A 22,512-nucleotide genomic window follows, 5' to 3' on the forward strand; every position below is an offset into this window, starting at 1 on the left:
TATGAGCCGACGCGGAAACTGCCGGGATAACAGTCCGGTGGAACGCTTCTTCAGGAGTCTGAAAAACGAGTGGGTACCGGTGACAGGTTACGTAAGCTTCAGTGATGCTGCCCATGCAATAAGGGACTACATCGTCGGATATTACAGCGTACTCAGGCCGCACGAATATAACGGTGGGCTACCACCAAACGAATCGGAAAATCGATACTGGAAAAACTCTAAAGCGGTGGCCAGTTTTAGTTGACCACTACAAACAGTGGTAAGTCTGTTTCGCAACTGGCAAACAATATCGCATCATGCACTAATACCTGTATACCTATGGAAAAGATGTCCTATGCGAACATTGAGAACCAAATAAACGTAAAATGGTCATCTCATTTATCAAATGGTGATATGTTAGATTTTATTTGGTGCCCTAAAATTAATCTGGATAAACTATCCAGGTCATCATCAGATTCCGAATATATCCCGAACAATGGGGGGAGTGTTATCTTTATGCACTCGGATGGAGATAATTTATTAATTAAAAACAACAGATTATCTCCAGTTTCACTTTCAAATTATATAACCCGTCTGGATGATTATTTTCACACCTCTTCTCCTCTGATTCTGGCAGCCTGTAGGGCTGGATATGAATCTGAAACTGGTTCTATTGCACAGAAATTAGCTAACGCATTAGACCGAGAAATAATTGCATCTCCAGGCATGGTTCATGCTGAGTGCAACGATGAAAAGACTCATATAGTAAAAATATGTAGCGATCGGCCTTTTTTGACCTTTGCTCCCTCAAATCGTTCTTAATTAAGGCTCAGCTTCATGCCTGAAACCTCCCAGTTAACCTGCCCCACCTGCGGTAAATTCTGCCCTGTTCACGATCATCGTCATCGCAAATGGCGCCACCTTGATACCTGCCAGTTCACCACGCTCGTCGAAGCCGATGTTCCCCGCATTATGTGTCCGGAGCATGGATGCCAGACGCTGCCTGTTCCGTGGGCGGGATCTGGCAGCCGATATACGCTGCTGTTCGAATCGTTCGTTCTCTCATGGCTGAAAATCAGCACTATTGACGCCGTCAGAAAACAACTTAAGCTCAGTTGGAATGCGGTTGACGGTATTATGACCCGGGCAGTTAAGCGGGGACTTGCCAGGATAAAAAAACCATTATCCGCCCGTCATATGAATGTGGATGAAGTCGCCTTTAAAAAAGGTCATCGCTATATAACAGTGATCTCCGATCGCGATGGACGGGCGCTGGCCTTAACGGATGATCGCGGTATAGAAAGCCTTGCCAGTTATCTTCGTACACTCACTGACAGCCAGTCGTTGTCTATCAAAACACTTTCGATGGACATGAACGCAGGCTATATAAGGGCAGCGCTCATTCACTTACCCAACGCGCTTACTGAACACTGCATATCAGGTCAGCACCGCGCAGGATGCCTACGTTAATTACACGGTGGACATTTCGGTGACATCGCTGTTGCTGGCGGGATCAACCGGTCGCGTCTATCTGGACTACGCCGACAACGCAGCAATGACGACCAATCTGTTTACAGTGAACGAGTCACCAAACGGAACGGGCGGCGTGCTGAACGTGACCAACATCGGCACAGGCAACGTGGGGGGGATGGATTCCGGCAGGGAAATACGTTCGAATAAGAACGGTAGCAGTCAGCGGAACGCCGACTTTTACATTCGTGAGAGGCCAGGAAGTGCTTCAGTAATCGTTATCAACATCATCAGCCGCCGACCTGAATATCAGCCAGGCGGCTATCACAAACACCACTGCAACCCCGCAAATTGCCCACCACATAATCACCTCCGCCTCTACAATCTAAATCTCCTTGCTTCTCATGGGTTTTTCAATTCATTCATTCGATCCTCTTGATCAAAATCACTGATCGCCATTGCTGTATGTATATACAGTTTATCGAGGGTTAACCAATGGGATTCCCATCTCCAGCGCAGGATTACATCGAGCCACGCCTCGACCTTAACGAGATTTTCATTCCGAACCGGGCCAACACCTTCATGATCGAGACGGCGACGGGGCAGAGATAGACCGCGCCGCAAAAATGAAGCCAGGCGATATGGTCGCGTTCCAGATTGATGGCTGCCCGATGATTGGCAAATGGTACCCGAAGCACCTGATGATTGAAGACGGTCTGATCGAGGATGAGCAACTGGAAGAGGTGATTGTATTAGGCGCGGCGAAGGTGGAAGTGATGACGCTGGGTGAGAACTGGCGGCCGACGATTTGATAAAATGGCCTGAAAAATATTGTTTCAATTGGACACAAACAGAAAAGCCCCAGACCGAGAGCTGGGGTTTTTTTGTTTGGATCCAAATGCGCGTGCATTTCACGTGCATTCTTTTTTCTCTATTTGGTCCACGTACTGTCTGGTCAGTGTCCTTAAATAGCTGTTTTCACTGCTATTGTCCGGGTGTGGTCCTATCAAAAGTGGTGGAGCTGGCGGGAGTTGAACCCGTGTCCGAAATTTTGTAACTAACTAATTTATAACGGCTAAAAAGTTGCTTTTATTTCTGCGGCTCCTTTACGGCTCCTTTCAGTTCCTGCCACTGACCAGCTTTGGCTTCCTCTCCGTGTTGCCGTCATACTCCTTCAGATAGCGACCGTAATGCCGGAATAGCATCTCCGGCCCTTTATGGCCCATTTGCGCCGCCAGCCAGAAAAGGTTTACTCCGCGACTGATCAGGCGAGTGGCAAACGTGTGTCGGGTCTGATAGGGGTTGCGATACCTTATACCGGCTTTCCGTAGCGTTGGCACCCAGGCCTTTTTTCTGATGGCATCCGCGCTGGCCCATGGCTTGTTTGTCTTTGGATCCTCAAAGACACAGCCGTCCTTCATGAAGCTGAATGGCTTTTGCTCATTGAGCGCGATCATCGCTTCCTCAGTTAATTCTACCTTGCGCGTTCCCGCCTTCGTTTTAGTCCCTTTCGTCACGCCTGACACGCTGGCGCTCTGTACATGCGCCGTCTTTTCAACGAAATCAATGTCCTTCCAGCGAAGTGCGCACAGTTCGGAGCTGCGTAGCCCTGTCTGTATCGCAAACCTGAATAAGTTCTCCCACTGTTTATTGCCTGTTGATGTTAACAGCGCTCCCACCTCAGCCGGCGACAGCGGGTCGACAATATAACTACTTTCTGCATCGCTTTTATTGCTTTGATACCGTGATGCTGTGACCAGCGAAACCGGGTTGATTTGCAGTACCCCATCAGTTACAGCTTCATCCAGCGACGAGCGCAGAAAAGAAAGCTGATTTCTGATGGTTTTGAGTGTTGTCTTCTGGTTCTGGATCCACTGCTTTAATGCCGCTGGTGTTAACTCGCTGGCTGGTAATATATGCAATGACGACAGAGCACTACGGCATTTTTTATAACCGCCAATTGTTGATGGCGATAAATTACGTGTCTCACAAATATCAATATATTCGTCGAGGTACATTTTGATAGTTTTACCGGATGCGGCATTACCAAAAATTTTTAACCGTGCTGAACGAGGGAAATATTCTGCGTAATTAAAAGTCCCTCGTTCAATTTTATTGTGGATTTCGCCGAGAGTTCTCTCGGCGTATTTGATATTTTTATTATTTACTTCAAGGTTGGATAATGGTTCCCGGCATTTAACTCCCTTATAAGTAAATGTGATATTAATAGTTTCCCCGTTACTATGTTTCCTGATTGTCACGCCGCGTGGGAGTTTAGGCGATTCTGTCGAGCCCATTTTGCAACCTCACTAAGATCTATCCATCTCTCCTTAACACCGTCAATCTTTAAAACCTGAACACCTTCGCGCCAGACTCCACGTTGCACACGTTTAGTAATTGCATCGGAGGTTTCTCCGGTTTCTTTGCAATAAGTTGAGATGGGAACACAATCGAGGCTCAGCATAAATTTCTCCATTGCCCGGCTGCACCCGGGCTATTAGGGTTATTATTCGGCGCTGGCGGGCAGTAGTCTCTGCCAGATTGCCGATACATATTTCACCTGGTGGCGGGCATCGGCCAGTGCGTTGTGGGCCACACCATCAAATGGCATATCGCGCTTGGGATCGAAACCAAGCTGTTTGCCGAGCAGCACCATGGTGCGCACGTCGCTGTCGTTCCAGAATTGCCACGGGCAGGTTTGGCTGGCGCGTTCATAGGCTGAACGTAAAATAACGTTGTCGAAGTTGACGCCATTTCCCCACACTTTCAGGTAACGCGGGTTGTCAGAGTTACGGCTGATAAACGAGCTCAACTCGGAGAGAGCAAAGGTAATGCTTCTCGTATCGTCGGTACAAATAGCGGCGCGAGCCTCCGCTGATTGCTTCAGCCACCACAGAATGGTGTCACCATCAGGAGTAGCCCCCTGATCCATGGCGCTGGCGAGGTTGACGGCCACATAGAACTCAGCACCCAGCTCACCGCTTTTCGGGTCGAAAAACACAGCACCGATCGCGACAATTGGCGCAGCAGGCTTATTGCCCATGGTTTCGAGGTCGATCATTAAGTTGTTCACGTTATAAAGTCTCCTGTTTTGGTACTGCTTTAATCATCGCTGCCCAGCACAACTCAGCCCGGCGTGCCGCCTGTCGGCAACCGCTCAATGCTTCGTATTCCTCCCACTCTTTTTCATCGCTGAAATGTGGATCTGGCTCTGATTCGAAGCCGTTAATAATCATGTCCTCGGTCGGAACGATCGGCACTATCACGTAACCGGGCGGCGCAAAGTAGCGAACTTCTACCGTTTTGTCAGGCCCGGATGCCGGATCAAGGCCAATTACCAGAGATTTGCCAGCGTTTGGATGTAATTTCCGGATGCCATCCGCTATATCTACTAATGTGGATGAGTAATCACGCTGGGCGTCGTTCCCGAACTCGAACGAGCCCGTATCGGGATCATGCCGTCCGTGCTGGTTGTCGTAAGCCTCACGCTGTTGGTCCACCCATTTTGCAGCAGCTTCAATTCCATCGCGGTAGTACGACACTACCGGCAGTGGGATTCTATAGAGTGGAAATTGATACTCACCCATGGCTTCGCGAGTGATATTAGCGTGAGATTGTTGTTCCAGAATTATTGGAACTTCAGCACTGTAATAACCAAATGGTTCCTGCTCCATGGCAGCAAGTAACGAACGGGCCATCATTTCAGCCTCTTCCGCAGGAAGCACAACGTTGTGCCCAGCGCTGTATTTGGCGCGCCATGATGCGATTGTCTGAAGGCGTTCTTTGTTAAGTTCGCTGGTGGTCATCACTCTTCTTCCTCTGGCAAGACCAGGATGGTGTCGTCCGGCACAGTGATGGTGAGCTGGACACTGTAACCACGCTCATGCATGGCGTAAGTGACGGGCCACGCTGGCAGCGGCGTATCTTCGGCAACCTGACTGATGCCGATGCTCCACAGCCCGGAGTCGAGGTAATAACCGACAACCTGCATTTCACCCTCTGCGGATTTGAGGTGATAGATGCCTGGAGAGTTGTAGCAACCAATCTCCTCGCGGATCGCGCCTTCGCATTCCAGCAGATCATCGCTGGCACCGTAGAAATGGAGGTGTTTAACTTTAGTTTGTTCGTTCATTGTGATTTATCCCCGCGTAAAATTTCGTTCTCTGCCATAAGGGTGACGCGCTGATCCATAGCTTCACTTAGGGCAACAAAGGTCACATCCAGTCTGGTGGCGACTTCACGCATTAACTGTGCCGCTGCTGGTGGAAGGTCAGACGCTGCTATGCGTGCCGCGGCAACCAGTTCTTTTACTTTCATATGTTGTTGCATGCGCTCAGCTCCATCAGTTCGTTAAAGCGAGTCATGAACAGTCCGTAAGCCTGACCTGGGCGGAGAGGAATGATCTGTATAATGTCGCTGGTGGGGATGCCTTCGAGGATGGGCCATGGTGTACCGTCGTCAATGTCCAGATCCCGGCGTTCGGTAGCCAGCATTGTCAGATCGGCATATTTCACTACAGCAGACTGTGTGAGCGGCAGATTGAATTTAAAGCGGATCAGTTCGTCGACAAACGCCTCAATTCGGCGGTAGTCCGGCAGCAGGGCTTTAAGCGGTGCGGGAATATCCTGACAATACGCTTCTGCGGCGTCGTGCATCAGCGCTTCAAAGGCAAACTCAGGCTCTACCAGCTGGCTGCACAGAACTGAGTGTTGGGCCACGGAGTAGAACTCCGGCAGGTGGCCGGCAAAGCGGCAGATATGGGAAAGCGCGGTTGCTATATCTTCGATCTCAATATCGTCAACAGTGGCATTCACATAGTCGAATTTCTTGCCTGATAATGTCTGTATGTAGTTCATCGGTTTTATTTCTCCATTTATTCGCAGCTGCACCTGCGGCTGATTTTTGGTTGCACGAATCCCTCGCCAGATGGCGATATTTAAATGAATTACGCTTCACTAATTGCCCCGCGGGGCAGGGCAATTAAGGCTGAGCAATTACGCTTTAAAGTTACCGATAAAGGTTTCTACTGGCTCGCCGTTGAATTTGCCGATCAGCAGGTCGCGGAATTCGTTGGCGATTGCTTCTTCCTGTGCTTCAAGTTGAACAATGCGCAGAACAAAACGAGGTTCGTCACCAGTGAGCAGACTATTTCGAAGGCTGAATGCACGCTCACCGAGTCCTTCATACGGCACGCATTTGAACTCAAACGCTACCGGCATAACATCTTTGCTGCTGGCCTCAACACTCTGCATCAGCGATTTTTTCCCGCTGAAATCACCGTCTTCATGATCCTGCTGGGTGGCCTGCTGGATAGTAATGCGTCGAACAGCCTGAGCAGCCTGTGAAATTTGCATGGTATTTCCGTCAGCATCAAAGGCCAGCAGGTAATCACTCCAGTCTTCCAGCCATTCAGCGATTTGCTTTTGCTTCAGGCGGTCGCCGTTAATTGCCAGTAGCGCGCGGAAAGGAGCAGTCTGCTTCAGGGTGATTGCAGCAACGTTATCAGCATGGCCCGGATTATCCAGCGTACCGATATTGAACACGGAGCGCGCAGTCATATTGTCCGCATCAATAAAGCAGCGAGCAGGTTCCTCGGTGCTGGCGTAGCCTTTAGAATAACGGGCAAAATCATCAATGCTGGTTGTGGTCATGGCCCCACGGAAACGGAAGCGCTCGAGACTGTAACGCTCCAGGCTTTCAACGCTGGTATTCGCAGGAAGTAACGCAGTCGGACAGGCAAGACCTTTAAGGTCTTCGAGGTGGTGGCCGGAGAGGACCAGATCTTTAACCTGCTGAATTGCGCTGCTGTCTAATTGCTGGGACATATAAAATCCTTATTAACTAATGATCAAATTGGTGGCAGTGAATTAGTTGTCAGCGGTTCACTGAGCCGCTTTAAGCTTTCCGTCTGTGGCGCCGTTGATACTGAACAATTGCCCCTGATCCTCCTGCAGGATGGTGAGCTTGCCGCCTTTGTTAACCCACATTGGCGTTTCAGTGGTGTCCTCTTCGGAGGCTTTACCGCGTGGCGTCGGAGTGCTGTAGTTCAGCTTGTGCTTGATCTTGACGCGCTTCTCTTCAACGGAATTCCCCATACGCTCAAAATCAAAGGTGAGGACCACTTTGCCTTTGGTGCCATTATTCAGAACGCCCAGCGCGGTGGTATTAAGCGCGGCGGCGATTTTGTTCATGAACACGCCGGCGTCCAGCTCGCCCAGAAAATCAGGCACTACGGTCATGCGATCATTGCTCATAGCATTTCCTCTCGGTTAAGCGGCTGCCGCCGCCGTAAGTTTCTCCATACACAACAGAGAAGAGCACCTGCGCGCTGGTCATGGGTGAGAAGACCATTTCCTTAACGCCCGGGTGGATTGGGTTATGAGCCCGTCGCCCGGTGATGCTCTTGTCTCTTGAGTAAAAAGGGCGGCACCAGGGACTTCAAGGGATGGAACTGGTACCGCCAAGACTACACACAGTAATATTTGTGTTGCTTATAGGTACATTATGTACCTCAAGGGTACATTGTCAAGTATAAAAAAACCTGCCGAAGCAGGTTGGTTGGATTTGATTAAACTTTGTTTTTATATCTTCTTGGTTTTCCGGAGAATATTACTGTACCAATGATGGAACAATTACCGTTAATTTTTATATAGGGTTCTGGCCAGTTTGGGTTCAGGGCCTTTAGGAACCTTTGTCCACTATCTTCGATTAGTCTTTTAAAGGTTGTTTCACCAGTATCATGCATGATCGCTATTACATCATCCCCATGTACTGCCGGAACCTCAGGGTCGACAAAGACCATGTCTCCTGGTCGATATTCATTGATCATTGAATCCCCGATGACTCGTAGAATATAAGTCATTGAGCCACATGGGACAGGGCAAGGATATGTCTCTGTGTTGTTCAAATCTACCTCAGCATAGCCAACTTCGGTCCATGCTCCTGCCTGCACCCAGGATATAACCGGAACCATAGTAATATTTCTATTAGTGTCGGAAACATCGGGATTTTTTGCAACATTGGTCGTTTGATGTTCCTGATCTAGCCATCCTTGTGGCAAGTCGAAGCACTTCTCGATATGCCGAGCCATGGCATCACCAATGTTTTTGGTTGCACCGTCACCCATGAACCTGCTGGTCTGGGTTGGCTCGCGATCAATCATGTTGGCAAAGAACGAATTCCCACCAACACCATCTCTCAATTTTCTGGCGTTTATCCGCCTGATTTCTTGGATAGTTTTCATTCCACAATTAGACAGTTTGTACCTCAATGGTACAAGTACCTTGATGGTTCATTTAATTGGTGTAATATGTACACAGGAGGTACATATCATGAAAGAGTGTTGGGACTCTTTAACAAAAGAGCAGCAATGTAGTTTGGCTGGAAGCGTTGGCTCTACCACTGGTTATCTGAGGCTTGTTTTCAACGGCTACAAAAAAGCGGGTTTTTCGTTAGCTAAAAAGCTGGAAGAAACGACCTCGGGGGTGATTTCCAAATCAGATCTTCGCCCTGACATTTATCCAAAACAATAGCAGAAGCTCAGATTTTTTTTACCACAGATTTTAGGGGGCAGCCGTGGGTAACGAACCTGAATGGAAGATTGATAAACAGCCTGTATGGCTGGTGGCAGCAATTAAAAAAACGATCGCTGAACTGCCTGGCGGATACGCCGAGGCGGCTGAATGGCTTGATGTTACGGAGAATTCGCTCTTTAACCGTCTGCGTGCCGATGGTGATCAGATTTTCCCGCTGGGCTGGGCGATGGTGCTGCAGCGTGCTGGTGGCTCAAACCACATTGCTAACGCCATTGCGCGCCATTCCAACGGTGTATTTGTTCCGATTGCGGACATTGAAGACGTTGATAACGGCGATATCAACCAGCGCCTGATGGAGTCCATCGAGTGGATCGGGAAACACTCTAATTTTGTGCGAAAAGCGACAGCGGACGGTGTGATTGACGCTGAAGAGCGTGCGCAGATTGAAGAGAACAGCTATCAGGTGATCGCCAAATTTCAGGAGCATATCACGCTGCTATACCGCGTTTTCTGTGCTTCAGAAAAGAGTGACGCCCGCGAGTGTGCAGCTCCGGGCGCCGTGGCAGATAAATCTATGTGTATGGAGAAATCCGCATGAGCAATTTAACCGCAAATTGTCATTTGCCGCAACTCAGGATGATCCCGGTACCGGGCACTCCTTCGTTTCGGTATGAGCGCATGGTATCGGGTCGCTGGGTTTCATGTAACCACAGTCGCGCGGCTCGAATTGTGGGGGTATTCAACCGGAGGGCTTCCCAATGGTTCAGCAAATAAATGGGATAAATGTTACGTCCACGGTTCCCTCGCTGATTGGTGGCTGTGTAACGATGAGCAGCCGTGAAATATCAGCGCTGGTTCACAGTAAACATGGTGATGTGAAACGCTCTGCTGAGCGTCTTAATGCTGCTGGCCTTTTAACCGCGCCGTTGGCGCAGTTCGATTTTGAGCATAACGGCAACGTGTATCAGGAGTATCGGTTCAATAAGCGTGATTCGCTGGTATTAGTTGCCCGCCTGTCACCTGAATTTACCGCTGCGGTTGTGGATCGCTGGCAGGAACTGGAGAGTAAGTCGAGTATTCCTCAGACGCTTCCTGAAGCTCTCCGCCTGGCTGCTGATATGGCTGAACAAAATGCGCAGCTGGCGCATAAGGTACAACAGGACGCGCCAAAGGTAGCTTTCGTAAACCACTACGTAGAGTCCGGTGGTGCTAAAAGCCTGCGTGAGACGGCGAAGATCCTCAACATGCCGGAAAAAGCGATGCTCGACGTGCTGCTGCGTGACAAGGTTTTGTTCCGCCAGTCCGGCAATCTGCTACCTCATGCCCTGCGCCAGCGTGATGGCCTGTTCACTGTCAAAACTGGCACGTCAGATTTCGGTCATGCCTATACGCAAACCCGCGTAACCCCTCGTGGCGTCCAGTGGATCGCCGAGCGCTACGCCTCCGAATTGATGGGGGGCTAACGTGACAGAGCATATTCAACCCCTGAACCGATATTACCGGGATCATCACGGCATCGTCGTGAATGTGACTGGTTATGACGCAGCCGGACAGCGTGTTATCTACCGCCGCCCGGGTTACGAATGGGAGTGCGTAGCGCCGCTGATTGTGTTCCGCGCAAGATTCAAGAGGATGGACAAGTGAGCAGCAAACTTCATGGCCTTGTATGGGAAGGGTGCGCGCATGCTGGCCTGATACTTTCTCGCGTGGCTGTCATGGCGCGTCTGGCTGATTACAGCAATAACGAAGGCTTATCCTGGCCGGCGGTAGAGACTATTCAGCGCGAGATTGGGGCAAAGAGCACAACCACAGTATCCACGGCGATTGCTGAGCTGGAGCGTGATGGCTGGCTGGTGAAGACTGAGAGAAAGGCCGGGGGTCGGAACCTCAGTAACCTTTATCAGATTGACGTTGAAAAATTGGAGGCAGCAGCCGAGGCAGCACGGGCATTTTATAAAACCGCGAAGAAGCGATCTTCCCGCACTATCCCCCCAAATATTGACCCCTCAAAAAATGACGGGTCAACGGTTAACCCCTCAAATATTGACCCCTTAACCGTTGAGGGGTCAACGGTTGATAAAAACGTGGCAGTTAACCCCCCAATGGTTGACCCCGATCCGTCAGTAACTACTGATCCGTCAGATAAGGGATCTTCTTGTCCGGGTGCTACGCCACCGGACGAAGATTCCGATGATGATTCTTCAGAGGAGAATTTCACTTCCCGACATCCCGAAGCGGTTGTCTTCAGTGCGAAGAAACGCCAGTGGGGCAGCAGGGAAGATCTGACCTGCGCTGAGTTTATCTGGGGCAAAATTATCGTGATGTACGAGCGGGCGGCAGAAGCCGACGGTGAGGTGGTTCGTCCCAGAGAGCCAAACTGGACCGCATGGGCGAACGAAGTGCGTTTGATGGTGGCGCAGGATGGCCGGACGCATAAACAAATCTGCTCGCTGTTCAAACGCGCTAACCAGGACAAGTTCTGGTGCAAAAACATCCTCAGCCCGGCAAAACTGCGAGAAAAATGGGATGAACTCTCGTTAAAACTCAGCGCGTCAGCAGCGCCGCAGCAATCCGGCCCCGTCAGCGGCGGTCACTGGAATAGCCCTGAAGCCTGGGAGAACACGTTATGAACAAACTGATTTCAGCAGTCAATAACCGTGACGCTGGCATGCTGGCGCACATGATGGGCCACCAGCAACAGCGAGTGGTCAATGCCGAAGCCGAAAAGCTGGTGGATGCGCTGTTTGAAAACCTTCTGCGGATCTTCCCGGCTGCACAGAACACGGTATTGCGGACGGCTGAGGACGTGGCCGCCATGAAGCGGCAGTGGATTCTGGCCTTTGCCGAGAATGGCATTACGACCGTTGAGCAGCTTCGTGCCGGGATGCGCATGGCGCGCCAGCAGGGTAACGACTTCTGGCCGTCCTGCGGCAAATTCATTGGGTGGTGCCGTGAGAGCGCCCGCCTTGCTGCTGGTTTGCCTTCTGATGATGACGTTATGGATGAGTTTCAGCGTTATGCGCGTGAGCGCCATCAATACGCAACCCCGGAAGCCTTTCCATGGGCCCATGACGTTATGTATTGGGTCGTCCTGGATGTTCGCCACCTGATGCACCAGCACAACTACACCGAAGCTGAGGTGTTACGGTCGATCAAATCCCATATGCGCAAGTGGGAGCGTGAGCTGGAAGCCGGAAGGGGGATCCCGAAACCAGTAATGCAACTGGCGGATAAACGCCGCCCACCATCAGCAGCAGACCTTCTTGATCCTACAGGTTCAGCGGCTTTTCGACAGGCTGGTGATGCATTTCTGGCACGTATCAGAGCAAGACAGCAGGGGAAAAATTAAAGTGAGTTTAAATACATATAGTCAGTCTTTAGAAGCTCTCCGCAATCAGAAAAGCCACGAACTGAAAGAGGTTGGCGATCAGTGGCGCACGCCGGAACTGTTGTTCTGGGGCATCAATGCGATGTTTGGGCCGCTGATGCTGGATTTGTTCGCCGACGACAGTAACGCCAAATGCCCGGTCTGGTACACCGCTGAAGACAACGCTCTGACACAGGATTGGTCGGAAATGCTTGCCTCCATCGGTGGCGCCGCGTTCGGCAATCCGCCCTATAGCCGATCGCAATACGACGGTAAGCAGGCGATCACCGGCATGAGTCATATCATGAGCTATGCCTCTGCCATGCGTGAGAAGGGCGGTCGCTATGTGTTCCTCATCAAAGCTGCTCCGAGTGAAACATGGTGGCCTGAAGATGCTGATCATATTGTTTTCATCCGTGGCCGCATTGGCTTCGACCTTCCTGCATGGTTTATCCCGGCAGACGAGAAACAGCAGCCTACCAGCGCATTTTTCGCTGGCGCCATAGTGGTATTCGATAAGTCATGGCGTGGCGAGCGTTTCAGCTACATTCATCGCAGTGATCTGGAGGCTAAGGGGCGGGCATTCATGTCGCTGGCCCAATTTGCCGCGGCAAAAGTGGCACCGCCAGCTCCGGCGGAAGGGGTTACTTCTGCTGCTGCAGATCTGCCAGAAGTGGAGTCGCGTATCTGGCCGCTGGAGGTTGGTCTGGTATTCAATCAGGTTGAGGGCGCGGATTCTCTGGAGTTGGCCCAGCAGAACAAGCTGAAGGCGAACATCAATCAGCTCTGGCTTGAGCGTATGCCCACCAGCGAAATAATCACCGTGGCTGGTGGTCTGGTCAACAGCATGCAGGGAGCCGTCAATGCGTGAAATTATCGTTGATAACTTTGCTGGTGGCGGCGGCGCGAGTACCGGGATCGAGCTGGCGATCGGGCGCAGCGTGGATATTGCCATCAACCACGACGAGAACGCGATCGCCATGCATAAGACTAACCACCCGGATACCCTGCATTATTGCGAGTCCGTGTTTGACGTTGATCCGCTGGCGGCCACTGGCGGTAATCCAGTCGGCCTCGCGTGGTTTAGCCCTGATTGCCGTCACTTCTCAAAGGCGAAGGGTGCTAAGCCGGTAAAAAAAGAGATTCGCGGTCTGGCGTGGGTAGTGGTGCGCTGGGCGCTGGCGAAACGTCCGCGTGTCATGATGCTGGAGAATGTGGAGGAGTTCAAAACGTGGGGACCGCTGCTGGCAGACGAAATGCGCCCGGATCCATCCCGCGCGGGCGAAACCTTCTCGGCGTTTGTCGGCATGCTGTCTGATGGCATCCCTGCGGATCATCCCGCCCTGGCTGAGGTGTGCGAGTTTCTGTCCATACCGGAAGGTAGCGAGCAGGCGCAGCGCCTTATTAACGGGCTGGGCTACAGCATCGATTACCGCGAGCTGCGAGCCTGCGACTTCGGCGCGCCGACGATCCGCAAGCGATTCTTTATGGTCATGCGCTGTGATGGTGAGGACATTCACTGGCCAGAGCCAACACATGGCGATCCTAAATTGCTTGAGGTTCAGAGCGGAAGGCTGGCGCCATGGCGTACTGCGGCGGAGTGTATCGACTGGTCAATCCCCTGTCAGAGTATCTTTGAACGTCCAAAGCCGCTGGCGGAAAATACGCTGAAGCGCATTGCGCGTGGTATTGAGCGGTTTGTGCTGAACAATCCGACGCCGTTTATTGTGAAGTGTAACCACACCAGCAATCGCACGGCATATGACTGCTTTCGTGGGCAGGGCATTGATAGTCCGCTGCAGACTATTACCAAAACTCACGGATACGCTGTTGTGAACCCGTTTATCGCCGGTAATGGTGGTAGCGAATATCAGGCGAAGCCGCGGGCGATAAATAAACCGGCCCACACCGTGTTGAAAGAGTCCCGCGCCTGCCTGGTGGCGCCAATGATAGCCCGCCAGTTTGGTAACAGTACCGGACACGGCGCTGATGAACCGAATGGAACAGTAACCGCTGGCGGTGGTGGAAAGTCGCAACTGGTGACCACCTTTCTGGCGAAACACTTCGGCGGTAATTATACGGGGCCGGGTGCCGCTATGGATGCACCTGCACATACCGTAACGACCACTGATCACCATGCTGTTGTGACCTCACACCTGGTTCATCTGCGCGGTACCTGCAAAGATGGTCGGAAAGTGGATCAGCCCATGCCTACGGTGACCGCCGGCGGTCTGCATATCGGAGAGGTTCGCGCCTTCCTGATGAAGTACTACGGCAATGAAAAAAGCGGCGTATCGCTGGATGAACCGCTGGGAACCGTCACAACCAATGATCGCTTCGGCCTGGTAACGGTTGATGGTGCCGACTACCAGATCGTCGATATTGGCATGCGCATGTTGCAGCCTCATGAGTTGTATAAGGCCCAGGGCTTTCCTGAAGGTTACATTATCGATCGTGATTATCGCGGCCAGCGCTATGCAAAAGACAAGCAGGTAGCGCGCTGCGGTAACGCCGTTCCGCCCCCGTTTGCCCGTGCGCTGGTAGAAGCCAACCTGCCCGAGTTATGCAACCAGCAGCGGGAGGTTGCATGAGAGCGCTGTTAACCCCTGAAGTTGTGCCACGTCTTGGCGTGGTACTGCTCAAACCGGGCAAAGAGTTGATGCGCCTTTTCTCCGCGGGGCGCGTGCTGGTGGAGTCCGAACCGGAGAACATGGCCAGGCTGTCAACCGGCCGTGTACCGGATGCCCGGCAGCCGCTGGCGGAGGATGAAGCGCTGATCCCATTTTTCACTGATGAGAGGGTGATCCGTGCTGCGGGTGGTCTCTCCGGGCTGGATCACTGGCTTGAGCGGAATATCGGTGAATGTCAGTACCCGCATTCGGATTATCACCATCATGAGCTGGTGACCATGCGACACGCCCCGGGCGCGATGATGCTCTGTTGGCACTGTGATAATAAACTTCGCGAGCAGTCAACCGATCTGCTGGCTGGTATAGCGCGCCGTAACGTTATTGACTGGATCATTGATACCGTGCTGGTCGGCCTTCGGTTTAATCGCGAGCGGGAATTGTCGATCGCTGAGCTGTGCTGGTGGGCTATTTATGTCGGTGTGGTCGATGCCATTCCGGAAGAACTGGCAGCCAGAGTGATGCAGATGCCCTATGAACCGTTTCCGTCTGTATATAAAGAAAGCGACATTATTGCCGCGGATAACCGACCAACCGTCGCTCTGCAGGGGAGGATAAAAACAGCTGGATCGTTAAAAAGGTGCAGGCCACAGGGAAATCAGCAGGTAATGCAGGAGCAGCAGCCAAAGGTTATTGCATTGAGCGCAGATCCTGAATCACCGGAGTCGTTCATGTTACGGCCTAAGCGCCGCCGCTGGGAGAATGAGAAGTATACGCGCTGGGTAAAAAGCCAGCCCTGCGAGTGTTGTCGCCGTCCGGCCGATGATCCGCATCATGTTATCGGTCATGGGATGGGTGGCACTGCTACCAAAGCCCACGACCTGTTCGTGTTCCCTCTGTGCAGAGAGTGTCACGACAAATTGCATGCCGATGTTGCGGCGTTCGAGCAGAAACATGGCACGCAGCTGGAGCTGCTGTTTCGTTTTCTGGATCGGGCGCTGGCGATCGGCGTAATCGTAAAAGCGTAATTGTATGGAGCGCGAGCAATGAATTTAGAATCATTACCGAAGTTTTATTCCCCAAAATCACCAAAACTGGACGACAGCACACCAGCGACAGGCAGCGACGCGCTGACAATTACCGATGTTATGGCGGCGCAGGGGATGGTGCAAAGCCGGGCCGAACTTGGTTTTTCTGCTTTTCTGGGGAAAGCGGGGATCAGCGTCAGCGACCGTGAAAAGGCCATATGTCTGCTGGCTGAATACGCGCTCACCCGCTGTGATAGTGTGGCGGCGTTACGTAAGCTGGATGATGCAGTGAAGCCGGAGGTTATGCAGATCCTAGCGACCTTCGCTTTCGAGGACTATTCCCGAAGCGCTGCCAGTGTTAAAACCTGCGATTGTTGCCATGGGAGGGGATTTATTGAGGCTGATGTTTTCTCCATGAAATCGCACTACACAATGCGATTGCCGCAGTGGGCTAAAGATCTCCGTCAGTCGCCAAGTGACTTCGAAGTTAAGCGGCAAGTAAAGGAGACAGTCCATGTACTCTGTAAACACTGTAAGGGGAAGGGGGTTGTATCGGCGGCTTGCAACGACTGCAGAGGGCGCGGCAAGGCGATCAATAAAGAGAAATCGGAAGCTCAAGGTGTACCGGTTCTCGATGATTGCCAGCGATGTGGCGGGCGAGGTTACGAACGTGTGCCGTCTACTGAGGCATTTCGGGCCGTTTGTGCCGCCACCGATGCTATTTCGTTGGATACATGGAAGAAGAGCGTCAAAAAGTTCTATGACGGTCTTGCCGTTATGCTCAGCATTGAAGAAAGCGAGGCGAATGTTGTATTGCAGGCCGTGACCAGATAGATGTTTACTTTTCCCGAAAATGTGTTAATTTTTACTTAACGATGGGCTTTGTATATCCACCGTTAAAACACAATATCAGACCTCGCTTCGGCGGGGTTTTTTTATGTCTTGTGCAAAGACTTCTTGCTGCTGTCTGCAACCAGAGTTATCTGTATGTCACGCTATTTTTTAAGGTAAAAGGCATGCTAAATCAGCAAGATATGACCGAAACAGCAAAGGCTGTTTTCAATGAGTTAAGCGATGAACCGGCTACAGTTGGCGAAGTTGCCCAGAATACGCATCTGACGCGCGAGCGCTGCCAGTTAATACTGACGCAGCTTGTGATGGCGGGTTTATCAGATTACCAATTCGGATGTTATATGCGCCCTCGGCACTGAGGGCTGTCTGCTGTGAAGAATGGGCGGCTGGTGGGTGTTGGAGCACTCCACCAGCCATTCGCTCATGTTTGAGGTCACAAGCGAACCGAGGCCCACCGCTTTAGCGCTAAAGCACAATGAGCCTATCAGAGTCCCGCTTACTGATCTATGAAAAATACTGTGAAAATAAACAGTGTTGAGTTAATCAACGCTGACTGCCTGCATTACATCGCCACCCTTCCTGATAACTCCATCGACCTGATTGTTACCGATCCGCCTTACTTCAAGGTGAAGCCAAACGGATGGGATAACCAGTGGAAAGGGGATGAAGACTATCTTCGCTGGCTCGATCGCTGCCTGGCTGAATTCTGGCGAGTGTTGAAACCCGCCGGGAGCCTTTACCTGTTTTGCGGCCACCGGCTGGCTGCAGATATTGAAATCTTAATGCGCGACCGCTTCAGCATCCTGAACCACATCATCTGGGCTAAACCGAGCGGTCGCTGGAACGGCTGCAATAAAGAAAGCCTGCGCGCGTATTTCCCTGCCACTGAGCGTGTTCTGTTTGCTGAGCACTATCAGGGGCCATGCAAGCCCAAAGACGATGGCTATGCGGCAAAATGTGGTGAACTCAAACAGCATGTGCTGACACCGCTCATTGCCTATTTTCAGGATGCGCGGGAAGCGCTCGGCGTCACCTCGAAACAAATCACTGAGGCCACCGGCAAGAAGAACATGGTCTCGCACTGGTTTGGTTCCAGCCAGTGGCAGCTGCCGGGTGAAGCTGATTACCTCAAATTGCAGGAGCTTTTCACCCGGCTCGCTATCGAGAAACATCAGCGTGCCGAACTGGCGCAGCCACATCACCAGCTGGTGGCAACATACCAGTCACTGAACCGTAAATATTCCGAACTGCTGGAGGAGTACAAATCCCTTCGGCGGTATTTTGCCGTGTCGGTGGCCGTGCCATACACCGACGTATGGACGCATAAACCCGTCCAGTTCTATCCCGGCAAGCATCCCTGCGAAAAGCCTGCTGACATGCTGAAGCAAATCATCAGCGCGAGCAGCAGGCCTGGGGATGTGGTAGCTGATTTTTTCATGGGCTCCGGTTCCACGTTAAAAGCGGCGATCGATTTAGGCCGTAAGGCCATTGGCGTCGAGCTGGAAACAGAGCGGTTTAACCAGACCGTTGAAGAAATCAGTGCGTTACCAGAAAAATAAACGGCTCACTCAATGAGCCGAAAGCGTCATCAATCGGCTCACCACGTTTGTCATGCTGTGGTGGTCATCTCTTTCAGGCTCAGGGTTTCATCCTCGATATAGCCATGTAGCGCCGCAACCCTGAAGCCTGAATTTCCCCCAACACAGCACCTCGAACATCACTTCGGAGGTGGATTCATGAACCATGCAAACGGGATTTTTGAGCAAACTATGAAATGGATCGCGATGTACCTCCCTTCGGTATACGCAGGTCTGTGCGCCCTGGGCATTTCAGCGCTGATCGACATCAGGGCGGGAAAGCCGAAGCTGTACACCGCAACGGGAGCGCTGATCTGCGGTATTTTCGCCCTGGCCATTTCAGCATTACTTGAATACTTCGGCCTCCCTGCTAATTCCGGCGCGTTTGTGGGTGCGCTGGTGGGCTTCGTTGGTGCTGATCGCCTACGCGATATGGCACTGGCTGTTGTTTCCAGGAGAGCCGGCATCAACACAACGGAGAGCAATAAATGACAGCACGCGGGATCCGCAATAATAACCCCGGCAATATCCGCTGGGGTGACGAGTGGAAGGGGCTGGTGCCAGAAACTCAGCGCACTGATAAATCATTCTGTCAGTTCAAATCGGCGGAGTATGGCATCAGAGCGATGATTATCATCTTGCGCAACTACCAGCGTAAACATGGGCTCAGCACCATCAGCGGTATCATAAACCGCTGGGCACCGACCAATGAGAACGACACACAGGCCTATATCAACAGCGTAGCGAAAGCGACGGGCGTTGATCCTGACCAGCGTATTGATACCAGCGACAGCCGATTCATGATGAAACTGTTGCAGGCCATCATTCAGCATGAAAACGGGGACCAGCCGTACAGCTTTGATGTTTTTGTTAAGGCCATCGATCTGGCGGGGTGACAGATGTTCTCTCTGCTGAAGACATTCTGGAAGCCGTTGACGATCATACTGCTGGTGGTCATTGCGTTTGTTACAGGTGATAGCTGGCGCGATCGAGCGTGGCGAATAAAATGGGCCGATCGTGACGCCGAAGAGTCTTCACAGGCCGCGAGCGCGCAGACCGCCGCCCGTATGATTGAACAAGGGCGCATTATTGCCCGTGATGAGGCCGTGAAAGATGCACAAACGCAAGCCGCAAAAGCTGCTGCCACTGCTGCTGGTCTGTCTGCCACTATTAGCCAGTTGCAGCAACAAGCCAAAAAACTTGCCACCCACCTGGACGCCGCAAAGTACACCGCAGATCTTGCCGCTGCCGTCCGAAGCAAAACAGCCAGCGCCAACGCCGGAATGCTCGCCGACGTGCTCGGAGATATTGCAGCAGAAGCTCAACGTTATGCTGAAATCGCTGACGAACGCTACCGTGCCGGAATGACGTGTGAACGCATTTATGACTCGGTAAGAACATCCAACAATCAATCAGGGGTTATCGATGGCAACTATCATCACGCCGATCATTAAGTATTTTGAGTATGAGCACTTACCTCCGCATTTGCAGGAAGTTAGTAAACCTATCGGTGATCTGGCTAAGCTGATGGATGCAATGCTGCCGAATGGCCCGGAGAAGGCGGTTGGCTTGAGGAAACTGCTTGAGGCGAAGGATGCATTAGTCCGCGCTAAGTTAGGGTAAGACATTCCAGCAGGCATCACCACGCTATTCAGGACTCGTACATGGTTACAATCGCATGTGCGGCCAGCGGCCCATCACTGGCATCAACTGATTGCCTGACTCTCCATCGTGCAAATATCCCGATAATCGCTGTGAACAGTTCGTGGCACGCGGTGCCGTACTGTTCTGCAATATACGCGGCGGATTGCTGCTGGTGGGAAGAGCATTACAGCACCATCACCTCATCGGCTGAACGGTGGTGCGGTGATGAATTTACCGCTCGCCGCTTTGGCATCAACTGCTTTCCCTCGGTGCTGCCAGGCTCCTACAACTCCGGGCAGCGCGCTATTGAACTTGCGATTCATTTAGGTTCCAGCAGGATCCTGTTGCTGGGCTATGACTGCTCAATACGTCATGGCACCCACTGGCACGGTAATCACCAGTTGCTGGCCAACCCGGATAAATTCAGCGTGGCGCGCTGGCATGATGAATTTAGCCGCCTCGATACCATCGCTGGTGGTACTGAGATAATCAACTGTTCCCGCTATACGCGGCTCACCTGTTTTCCTCGCCAGTCGTTAGAGGCTGTGCTTTCTCTGTAGGATATTTATGGCATTAAGACGAAAAGTCAGCATCCGTGGGATGTACGGGCTTGGTGATTCTATTTATCAGCGCGCATTTGTACGCCAGTTCCACGGTGCGTTCCTGCGTACACCGTGGCCTGAGCTTTATTGCGATCTGGATGTTCAGTTTGTTCGCTCCAACACCAGCCTGCGCACGCAGCGTAAAAACGAAGAGAGAACGGGCGTGACTTACGTTCGGGAGCCAGCGCGACCTTCGGAAGTCCTGACCATCTTTTATGGTCCGGAAGAGCTGAAAAAAGGTTCCATTGTCGACGCCATGACGTGGCAGTTTGGCAAGGCGGCCAGCGTGTTCGATTTGCCGTCGTATGGTGAATCGCCAGTGAAGGCGGATAAGCCGATAGCCGTGATTCGTCCTGCCACCGTCCGTAAAGAGTGGGCGAACCCGGCACGCAATCCTGATCCGAAATATCTGGCCGCCGCCGCGCGAGAACTCCGCAGGCACTTCTACGTAGTCAGCCTGGCAGATCTGGAAGAAGACGAAGAATGGCTGGTTGGCGAACAACCGGAAGCCGATTTGCAGCTGCATCAAGGCGAGCTGTCACTAACCGAAATGCTGGCGCTGGTTGAGCAGGCGGCGGTAGTTATTTCCGGGGTGGGCTGGGCGTTGCCGGCGGCTATCTGCTATCAAACGCCCGTCTTCATCGTGCAGGGCGGCTGTGGTGCTCACAATGCACCTCATATCGTTACTGACCCTGAGATGGATTTATCACGGGTTGGGTGGGCTCAGCCTGACGATTACTGCATGTGCGCCAGCATGGATCACGACTGCAGCAAGTACATTTCCGGATTCAACGACAAATTCAAAGGCTGGTTACATGACATCGTTCTCAAATGAACTGCAAAACGGCCTGGTGTGGTTGCCCGAGCTGGGTATGGGGCGTTATCCCGTTCCCGCCGCCCGGCCATATGATGCGAACTATTTCGCCAGATACCGCCAGATGGCTGAAACCTCAATGGGCCTCCAGCTGACTACGGCGCGCCTGCTGCTGGTTGGTCGCCATTATCTGGGGAAAGTACTGGATGTGGGAATTGGCTCTGGCCAGTTCGTCGAGTGCCGCCCGGACACGTGGGGATATGACGTCAACCCGGAAGGCGTTGCATGGCTACAGGCCCGAATGCGCTGGGCTGATCTGTACGCTGCTGATATTACTTTTCCGGCATTAACGTTCTGGGATTCACTGGAGCACATCGACGAACCCGAGGCGGCTGTAGCGAAAGCAGGCCAGTGGGTGTTCGTGTCACTGCCTGTGTTCAGGGACGCCGAGCATATATTGAAATCCCGTCACTACCGCAAAGATGAGCATATCTGGTACTGGACGCACGACGGTTTGCTGAAGTGGTTTGAGGCTCAGGGCTTTGTCTGTGTCGAGCACAACACGATCGAGAGCGCGCTGGGCCGCGACGGTATCAGCAGTTACGCATTCCGGAGGAAATAGCATGCCGCCGAGAACGCCAAAAGCCTGTAGAAAACGAGGATGCAGGAATACCACAACGGACCGTTGCGGCTACTGTGACGAGCACAAGGGGGATGGCTGGCAGCAGTACAAGCCTGGTCAGACCCGCCACCAGCGCGGTTATGGCACGGCCTGGGATCGGCGTCGTATGCGGATCCTTGAGCGTGATGGTGGGCTGTGCTGTGAGCACCGCAGGCAGGGGGTGGCTGTTGTGGCAAAGCATGTTGACCACATCATTCCTAAATCTCAGGGCGGTACGGACGACGATGGCAACCTGCAGAGTCTGTGCACTGCCTGTCACCGTACCAAAACAGCCCGCGAAGGTCGGGGCAGGGGGGCGGGGTAAAATCTCTCCCGCCTTTGCCTTCCCGGACTGC

The 22,512-nt window shown here is 52.3% G+C and carries 34 protein-coding genes and 1 pseudogene; 25 read left to right on the top strand and 10 right to left on the bottom strand.

Translation table 11 applies throughout. The annotated features are described in order from the left end of the window. The 5 genes and pseudogenes from QRY16_RS01695 to QRY16_RS01710 form a co-directional block, all read left to right on the top strand. The coding region (locus QRY16_RS01695) for an integrase core domain-containing protein (RefSeq protein ID WP_289775426.1) at nucleotides 1-244 on the top strand (244 nt) is incomplete at its 5' end. Nucleotides 245-327: 83 nt separating this feature from the next. Beyond that, nucleotides 328-801, top strand: coding sequence for a DUF8616 domain-containing protein (locus tag QRY16_RS22170; RefSeq protein WP_419776101.1), 474 nt, complete (start codon nucleotides 328-330; stop codon nucleotides 799-801). A gap of 21 nt (nucleotides 802-822) precedes the next feature. Next, nucleotides 823-1,434 (top strand): annotated as a pseudogene (locus QRY16_RS01700) (transposase); the annotation flags it as partial. A 34-nt stretch (nucleotides 1,435-1,468) separates the two neighbouring features. Further along, the gene (locus QRY16_RS01705) at nucleotides 1,469-1,888 is read left to right on the top strand and encodes a hypothetical protein (protein WP_289775427.1); all 420 of its coding nucleotides are present in this window, start codon (nucleotides 1,469-1,471) and stop codon (nucleotides 1,886-1,888) included. A 187-nt stretch (nucleotides 1,889-2,075) separates the two neighbouring features. Further along, entirely contained in the window at nucleotides 2,076-2,261 is a 186-nt protein-coding gene (locus tag QRY16_RS01710) for a hypothetical protein (protein WP_289775428.1), read from the top strand. 306 nt (nucleotides 2,262-2,567) lie between these two features. On the opposite strand, the gene QRY16_RS01715 is transcribed toward QRY16_RS01710, so the two are convergent. From QRY16_RS01715 to QRY16_RS01760, 10 genes are all read right to left on the bottom strand, one after another. Next, on the bottom strand, nucleotides 2,568-3,746 hold the full coding sequence (locus QRY16_RS01715; protein WP_289775429.1) for a site-specific integrase: 1,179 nt from the start codon (nucleotides 3,744-3,746) through the stop codon (nucleotides 2,568-2,570). Then, nucleotides 3,707-3,913, bottom strand: a complete 207-nt coding sequence (locus QRY16_RS01720; protein ID WP_289775430.1) for an excisionase — start codon at nucleotides 3,911-3,913, stop codon at nucleotides 3,707-3,709. Before QRY16_RS01720 ends, QRY16_RS01715 begins: the two co-directional genes overlap by 40 nt. A 42-nt stretch (nucleotides 3,914-3,955) precedes the next feature. Continuing rightward, nucleotides 3,956-4,522 carry a 3'-5' exonuclease gene (locus QRY16_RS01725; RefSeq protein WP_289775431.1) on the bottom strand — a complete coding sequence of 189 codons (567 nt, stop codon included), beginning with the start codon at nucleotides 4,520-4,522 and terminating at the stop codon, nucleotides 3,956-3,958. A gap of 1 nt (nucleotide 4,523) precedes the next feature. Continuing rightward, on the bottom strand, nucleotides 4,524-5,255 hold the full coding sequence (locus QRY16_RS01730; protein WP_289775432.1) for a hypothetical protein: 732 nt from the start codon (nucleotides 5,253-5,255) through the stop codon (nucleotides 4,524-4,526). Continuing rightward, on the bottom strand, nucleotides 5,255-5,581 hold the full coding sequence (locus QRY16_RS01735; RefSeq protein WP_289775433.1) for a hypothetical protein: 327 nt from the start codon (nucleotides 5,579-5,581) through the stop codon (nucleotides 5,255-5,257). The genes QRY16_RS01730 and QRY16_RS01735 overlap by 1 nt, the downstream gene beginning before the upstream one ends. Next, nucleotides 5,578-5,778 (bottom strand): hypothetical protein, encoded by a 201-nt coding sequence (locus QRY16_RS01740; RefSeq protein ID WP_289775434.1) that lies wholly within the window; start codon nucleotides 5,776-5,778, stop codon nucleotides 5,578-5,580. Before QRY16_RS01740 ends, QRY16_RS01735 begins: the two co-directional genes overlap by 4 nt. Continuing rightward, a complete protein-coding gene (locus QRY16_RS01745; RefSeq protein WP_289775435.1) occupies nucleotides 5,763-6,305 on the bottom strand; it encodes an HD family hydrolase in 543 nt (180 codons plus the stop codon). Before QRY16_RS01745 ends, QRY16_RS01740 begins: the two co-directional genes overlap by 16 nt. A gap of 138 nt (nucleotides 6,306-6,443) precedes the next feature. Next, nucleotides 6,444-7,274 carry a YfdQ family protein gene (locus QRY16_RS01750; protein WP_289775436.1) on the bottom strand — a complete coding sequence of 277 codons (831 nt, stop codon included), beginning with the start codon at nucleotides 7,272-7,274 and terminating at the stop codon, nucleotides 6,444-6,446. Between the two features lie 57 nt (nucleotides 7,275-7,331). Then, entirely contained in the window at nucleotides 7,332-7,703 is a 372-nt protein-coding gene (locus tag QRY16_RS01755; protein WP_024132791.1) for a YfdP family phage-associated protein, read from the bottom strand. A gap of 314 nt (nucleotides 7,704-8,017) precedes the next feature. Then, on the bottom strand, nucleotides 8,018-8,692 hold the full coding sequence (locus QRY16_RS01760) for a LexA family protein (RefSeq protein ID WP_289775603.1): 675 nt from the start codon (nucleotides 8,690-8,692) through the stop codon (nucleotides 8,018-8,020). 88 nt (nucleotides 8,693-8,780) lie between these two features. On the opposite strand from QRY16_RS01760, the gene QRY16_RS01765 reads away from it, so the two are divergent. The 20 genes from QRY16_RS01765 (at nucleotide 8,781) to QRY16_RS01855 (ending at nucleotide 22,481) form a co-directional block, all read left to right on the top strand. Beyond that, a complete protein-coding gene (locus QRY16_RS01765) occupies nucleotides 8,781-8,981 on the top strand; it encodes a helix-turn-helix domain-containing protein (RefSeq protein ID WP_289775437.1) in 201 nt (66 codons plus the stop codon). A 43-nt stretch (nucleotides 8,982-9,024) separates the two neighbouring features. Continuing rightward, nucleotides 9,025-9,582, top strand: coding sequence for a YmfL family putative regulatory protein (locus QRY16_RS01770; RefSeq protein ID WP_289775438.1), 558 nt, complete (start codon nucleotides 9,025-9,027; stop codon nucleotides 9,580-9,582). A gap of 160 nt (nucleotides 9,583-9,742) precedes the next feature. Next, nucleotides 9,743-10,447 (top strand): phage antirepressor KilAC domain-containing protein, encoded by a 705-nt coding sequence (locus tag QRY16_RS01775; protein WP_289775439.1) that lies wholly within the window; start codon nucleotides 9,743-9,745, stop codon nucleotides 10,445-10,447. 64 nt (nucleotides 10,448-10,511) lie between these two features. After that, complete coding sequence (locus QRY16_RS01780; protein WP_419776102.1) at nucleotides 10,512-10,628, top strand: DUF4222 domain-containing protein; 117 nt, start codon at nucleotides 10,512-10,514, stop codon at nucleotides 10,626-10,628. Further along, nucleotides 10,625-11,614, top strand: a complete 990-nt coding sequence (locus tag QRY16_RS01785) for a helix-turn-helix domain-containing protein (protein WP_289775440.1) — start codon at nucleotides 10,625-10,627, stop codon at nucleotides 11,612-11,614. Before QRY16_RS01780 ends, QRY16_RS01785 begins: the two co-directional genes overlap by 4 nt. Further along, nucleotides 11,611-12,333 (top strand): replication protein P, encoded by a 723-nt coding sequence (locus QRY16_RS01790; protein ID WP_289775441.1) that lies wholly within the window; start codon nucleotides 11,611-11,613, stop codon nucleotides 12,331-12,333. The genes QRY16_RS01785 and QRY16_RS01790 overlap by 4 nt, the downstream gene beginning before the upstream one ends. Before the next feature lies 1 nt (nucleotide 12,334). Continuing rightward, nucleotides 12,335-13,222 (top strand): phage N-6-adenine-methyltransferase, encoded by an 888-nt coding sequence (locus QRY16_RS01795; RefSeq protein WP_289775442.1) that lies wholly within the window; start codon nucleotides 12,335-12,337, stop codon nucleotides 13,220-13,222. Next, complete coding sequence (locus QRY16_RS01800; protein WP_289775443.1) at nucleotides 13,215-14,942, top strand: DNA cytosine methyltransferase; 1,728 nt, start codon at nucleotides 13,215-13,217, stop codon at nucleotides 14,940-14,942. Before QRY16_RS01795 ends, QRY16_RS01800 begins: the two co-directional genes overlap by 8 nt. Beyond that, on the top strand, nucleotides 14,939-16,006 hold the full coding sequence (locus QRY16_RS01805; RefSeq protein ID WP_289775444.1) for a DUF968 domain-containing protein: 1,068 nt from the start codon (nucleotides 14,939-14,941) through the stop codon (nucleotides 16,004-16,006). The genes QRY16_RS01800 and QRY16_RS01805 overlap by 4 nt, the downstream gene beginning before the upstream one ends. 18 nt (nucleotides 16,007-16,024) lie before the next feature. After that, complete coding sequence (locus tag QRY16_RS01810) at nucleotides 16,025-16,840, top strand: antitermination protein (protein ID WP_289775445.1); 816 nt, start codon at nucleotides 16,025-16,027, stop codon at nucleotides 16,838-16,840. A gap of 182 nt (nucleotides 16,841-17,022) precedes the next feature. Further along, entirely contained in the window at nucleotides 17,023-17,217 is a 195-nt protein-coding gene (locus tag QRY16_RS22075; protein WP_309249237.1) for a TrmB family transcriptional regulator, read from the top strand. 147 nt (nucleotides 17,218-17,364) lie between these two features. Continuing rightward, nucleotides 17,365-18,417 carry a DNA-methyltransferase gene (locus QRY16_RS01815; RefSeq protein ID WP_289775446.1) on the top strand — a complete coding sequence of 351 codons (1,053 nt, stop codon included), beginning with the start codon at nucleotides 17,365-17,367 and terminating at the stop codon, nucleotides 18,415-18,417. A gap of 177 nt (nucleotides 18,418-18,594) precedes the next feature. Beyond that, nucleotides 18,595-18,927, top strand: coding sequence for a phage holin family protein (locus tag QRY16_RS01820; protein ID WP_138211584.1), 333 nt, complete (start codon nucleotides 18,595-18,597; stop codon nucleotides 18,925-18,927). Next, nucleotides 18,924-19,331 carry a structural protein gene (locus tag QRY16_RS01825; RefSeq protein WP_193405402.1) on the top strand — a complete coding sequence of 136 codons (408 nt, stop codon included), beginning with the start codon at nucleotides 18,924-18,926 and terminating at the stop codon, nucleotides 19,329-19,331. The genes QRY16_RS01820 and QRY16_RS01825 overlap by 4 nt, the downstream gene beginning before the upstream one ends. Before the next feature lie 3 nt (nucleotides 19,332-19,334). Further along, nucleotides 19,335-19,889, top strand: a complete 555-nt coding sequence (locus QRY16_RS01830; RefSeq protein ID WP_289775447.1) for a DUF2514 domain-containing protein — start codon at nucleotides 19,335-19,337, stop codon at nucleotides 19,887-19,889. Then, nucleotides 19,861-20,058, top strand: coding sequence for a hypothetical protein (locus QRY16_RS01835; RefSeq protein ID WP_202987439.1), 198 nt, complete (start codon nucleotides 19,861-19,863; stop codon nucleotides 20,056-20,058). Before QRY16_RS01830 ends, QRY16_RS01835 begins: the two co-directional genes overlap by 29 nt. Before the next feature lie 41 nt (nucleotides 20,059-20,099). Next, on the top strand, nucleotides 20,100-20,639 hold the full coding sequence (locus QRY16_RS01840; protein WP_193405400.1) for a hypothetical protein: 540 nt from the start codon (nucleotides 20,100-20,102) through the stop codon (nucleotides 20,637-20,639). Nucleotides 20,640-20,646: 7 nt separating this feature from the next. Continuing rightward, on the top strand, nucleotides 20,647-21,516 hold the full coding sequence (locus QRY16_RS01845) for a glycosyltransferase family protein (protein ID WP_289775448.1): 870 nt from the start codon (nucleotides 20,647-20,649) through the stop codon (nucleotides 21,514-21,516). Continuing rightward, nucleotides 21,497-22,117: a methyltransferase domain-containing protein gene (locus QRY16_RS01850; RefSeq protein ID WP_193405397.1), complete on the top strand. Its 621-nt coding sequence runs from the start codon at nucleotides 21,497-21,499 to the stop codon at nucleotides 22,115-22,117. Before QRY16_RS01845 ends, QRY16_RS01850 begins: the two co-directional genes overlap by 20 nt. Before the next feature lies 1 nt (nucleotide 22,118). After that, a complete protein-coding gene (locus QRY16_RS01855; RefSeq protein ID WP_193405396.1) occupies nucleotides 22,119-22,481 on the top strand; it encodes an HNH endonuclease in 363 nt (120 codons plus the stop codon). The last annotated feature ends 31 nt before the right edge of the window (nucleotides 22,482-22,512 follow it).

Source organism: Mixta mediterraneensis (assembly GCF_030283135.1).
Classification (GTDB): Bacteria; Pseudomonadota; Gammaproteobacteria; order Enterobacterales; family Enterobacteriaceae; genus Pantoea; species Pantoea mediterraneensis.

Excerpts from the sequence above, each read along its gene's own strand:
- QRY16_RS22170 (WP_419776101.1), top strand. The coding sequence starts at position 328 with ATGTCCTATGCGAACATTGAGAACCAAATAAACGTAAAATGGTCATCT.
- QRY16_RS01710 (WP_289775428.1), top strand. The coding sequence starts at position 2,076 with ATGAAGCCAGGCGATATGGTCGCGTTCCAGATTGATGGCTGCCCGATG.
- QRY16_RS01715 (WP_289775429.1), bottom strand. The coding sequence starts at position 3,746 with ATGGGCTCGACAGAATCGCCTAAACTCCCACGCGGCGTGACAATCAGG.
- QRY16_RS01720 (WP_289775430.1), bottom strand. The coding sequence starts at position 3,913 with ATGCTGAGCCTCGATTGTGTTCCCATCTCAACTTATTGCAAAGAAACC.
- QRY16_RS01730 (WP_289775432.1), bottom strand. The coding sequence starts at position 5,255 with ATGACCACCAGCGAACTTAACAAAGAACGCCTTCAGACAATCGCATCA.
- QRY16_RS01735 (WP_289775433.1), bottom strand. The coding sequence starts at position 5,581 with ATGAACGAACAAACTAAAGTTAAACACCTCCATTTCTACGGTGCCAGC.
- QRY16_RS01740 (WP_289775434.1), bottom strand. The coding sequence starts at position 5,778 with ATGCAACAACATATGAAAGTAAAAGAACTGGTTGCCGCGGCACGCATA.
- QRY16_RS01745 (WP_289775435.1), bottom strand. The coding sequence starts at position 6,305 with ATGAACTACATACAGACATTATCAGGCAAGAAATTCGACTATGTGAAT.
- QRY16_RS01750 (WP_289775436.1), bottom strand. The coding sequence starts at position 7,274 with ATGTCCCAGCAATTAGACAGCAGCGCAATTCAGCAGGTTAAAGATCTG.
- QRY16_RS01755 (WP_024132791.1), bottom strand. The coding sequence starts at position 7,703 with ATGAGCAATGATCGCATGACCGTAGTGCCTGATTTTCTGGGCGAGCTG.
- QRY16_RS01760 (WP_289775603.1), bottom strand. The coding sequence starts at position 8,692 with ATGAAAACTATCCAAGAAATCAGGCGGATAAACGCCAGAAAATTGAGA.
- QRY16_RS01765 (WP_289775437.1), top strand. The coding sequence starts at position 8,781 with ATGAAAGAGTGTTGGGACTCTTTAACAAAAGAGCAGCAATGTAGTTTG.
- QRY16_RS01775 (WP_289775439.1), top strand. The coding sequence starts at position 9,743 with ATGGTTCAGCAAATAAATGGGATAAATGTTACGTCCACGGTTCCCTCG.
- QRY16_RS01790 (WP_289775441.1), top strand. The coding sequence starts at position 11,611 with ATGAACAAACTGATTTCAGCAGTCAATAACCGTGACGCTGGCATGCTG.
- QRY16_RS01800 (WP_289775443.1), top strand. The coding sequence starts at position 13,215 with ATGCGTGAAATTATCGTTGATAACTTTGCTGGTGGCGGCGGCGCGAGT.
- QRY16_RS01805 (WP_289775444.1), top strand. The coding sequence starts at position 14,939 with ATGAGAGCGCTGTTAACCCCTGAAGTTGTGCCACGTCTTGGCGTGGTA.
- QRY16_RS01810 (WP_289775445.1), top strand. The coding sequence starts at position 16,025 with ATGAATTTAGAATCATTACCGAAGTTTTATTCCCCAAAATCACCAAAA.
- QRY16_RS22075 (WP_309249237.1), top strand. The coding sequence starts at position 17,023 with ATGCTAAATCAGCAAGATATGACCGAAACAGCAAAGGCTGTTTTCAAT.
- QRY16_RS01815 (WP_289775446.1), top strand. The coding sequence starts at position 17,365 with ATGAAAAATACTGTGAAAATAAACAGTGTTGAGTTAATCAACGCTGAC.
- QRY16_RS01820 (WP_138211584.1), top strand. The coding sequence starts at position 18,595 with ATGAACCATGCAAACGGGATTTTTGAGCAAACTATGAAATGGATCGCG.
- QRY16_RS01825 (WP_193405402.1), top strand. The coding sequence starts at position 18,924 with ATGACAGCACGCGGGATCCGCAATAATAACCCCGGCAATATCCGCTGG.
- QRY16_RS01830 (WP_289775447.1), top strand. The coding sequence starts at position 19,335 with ATGTTCTCTCTGCTGAAGACATTCTGGAAGCCGTTGACGATCATACTG.
- QRY16_RS01835 (WP_202987439.1), top strand. The coding sequence starts at position 19,861 with ATGGCAACTATCATCACGCCGATCATTAAGTATTTTGAGTATGAGCAC.
- QRY16_RS01840 (WP_193405400.1), top strand. The coding sequence starts at position 20,100 with ATGGTTACAATCGCATGTGCGGCCAGCGGCCCATCACTGGCATCAACT.
- QRY16_RS01845 (WP_289775448.1), top strand. The coding sequence starts at position 20,647 with ATGGCATTAAGACGAAAAGTCAGCATCCGTGGGATGTACGGGCTTGGT.
- QRY16_RS01850 (WP_193405397.1), top strand. The coding sequence starts at position 21,497 with ATGACATCGTTCTCAAATGAACTGCAAAACGGCCTGGTGTGGTTGCCC.
- QRY16_RS01855 (WP_193405396.1), top strand. The coding sequence starts at position 22,119 with ATGCCGCCGAGAACGCCAAAAGCCTGTAGAAAACGAGGATGCAGGAAT.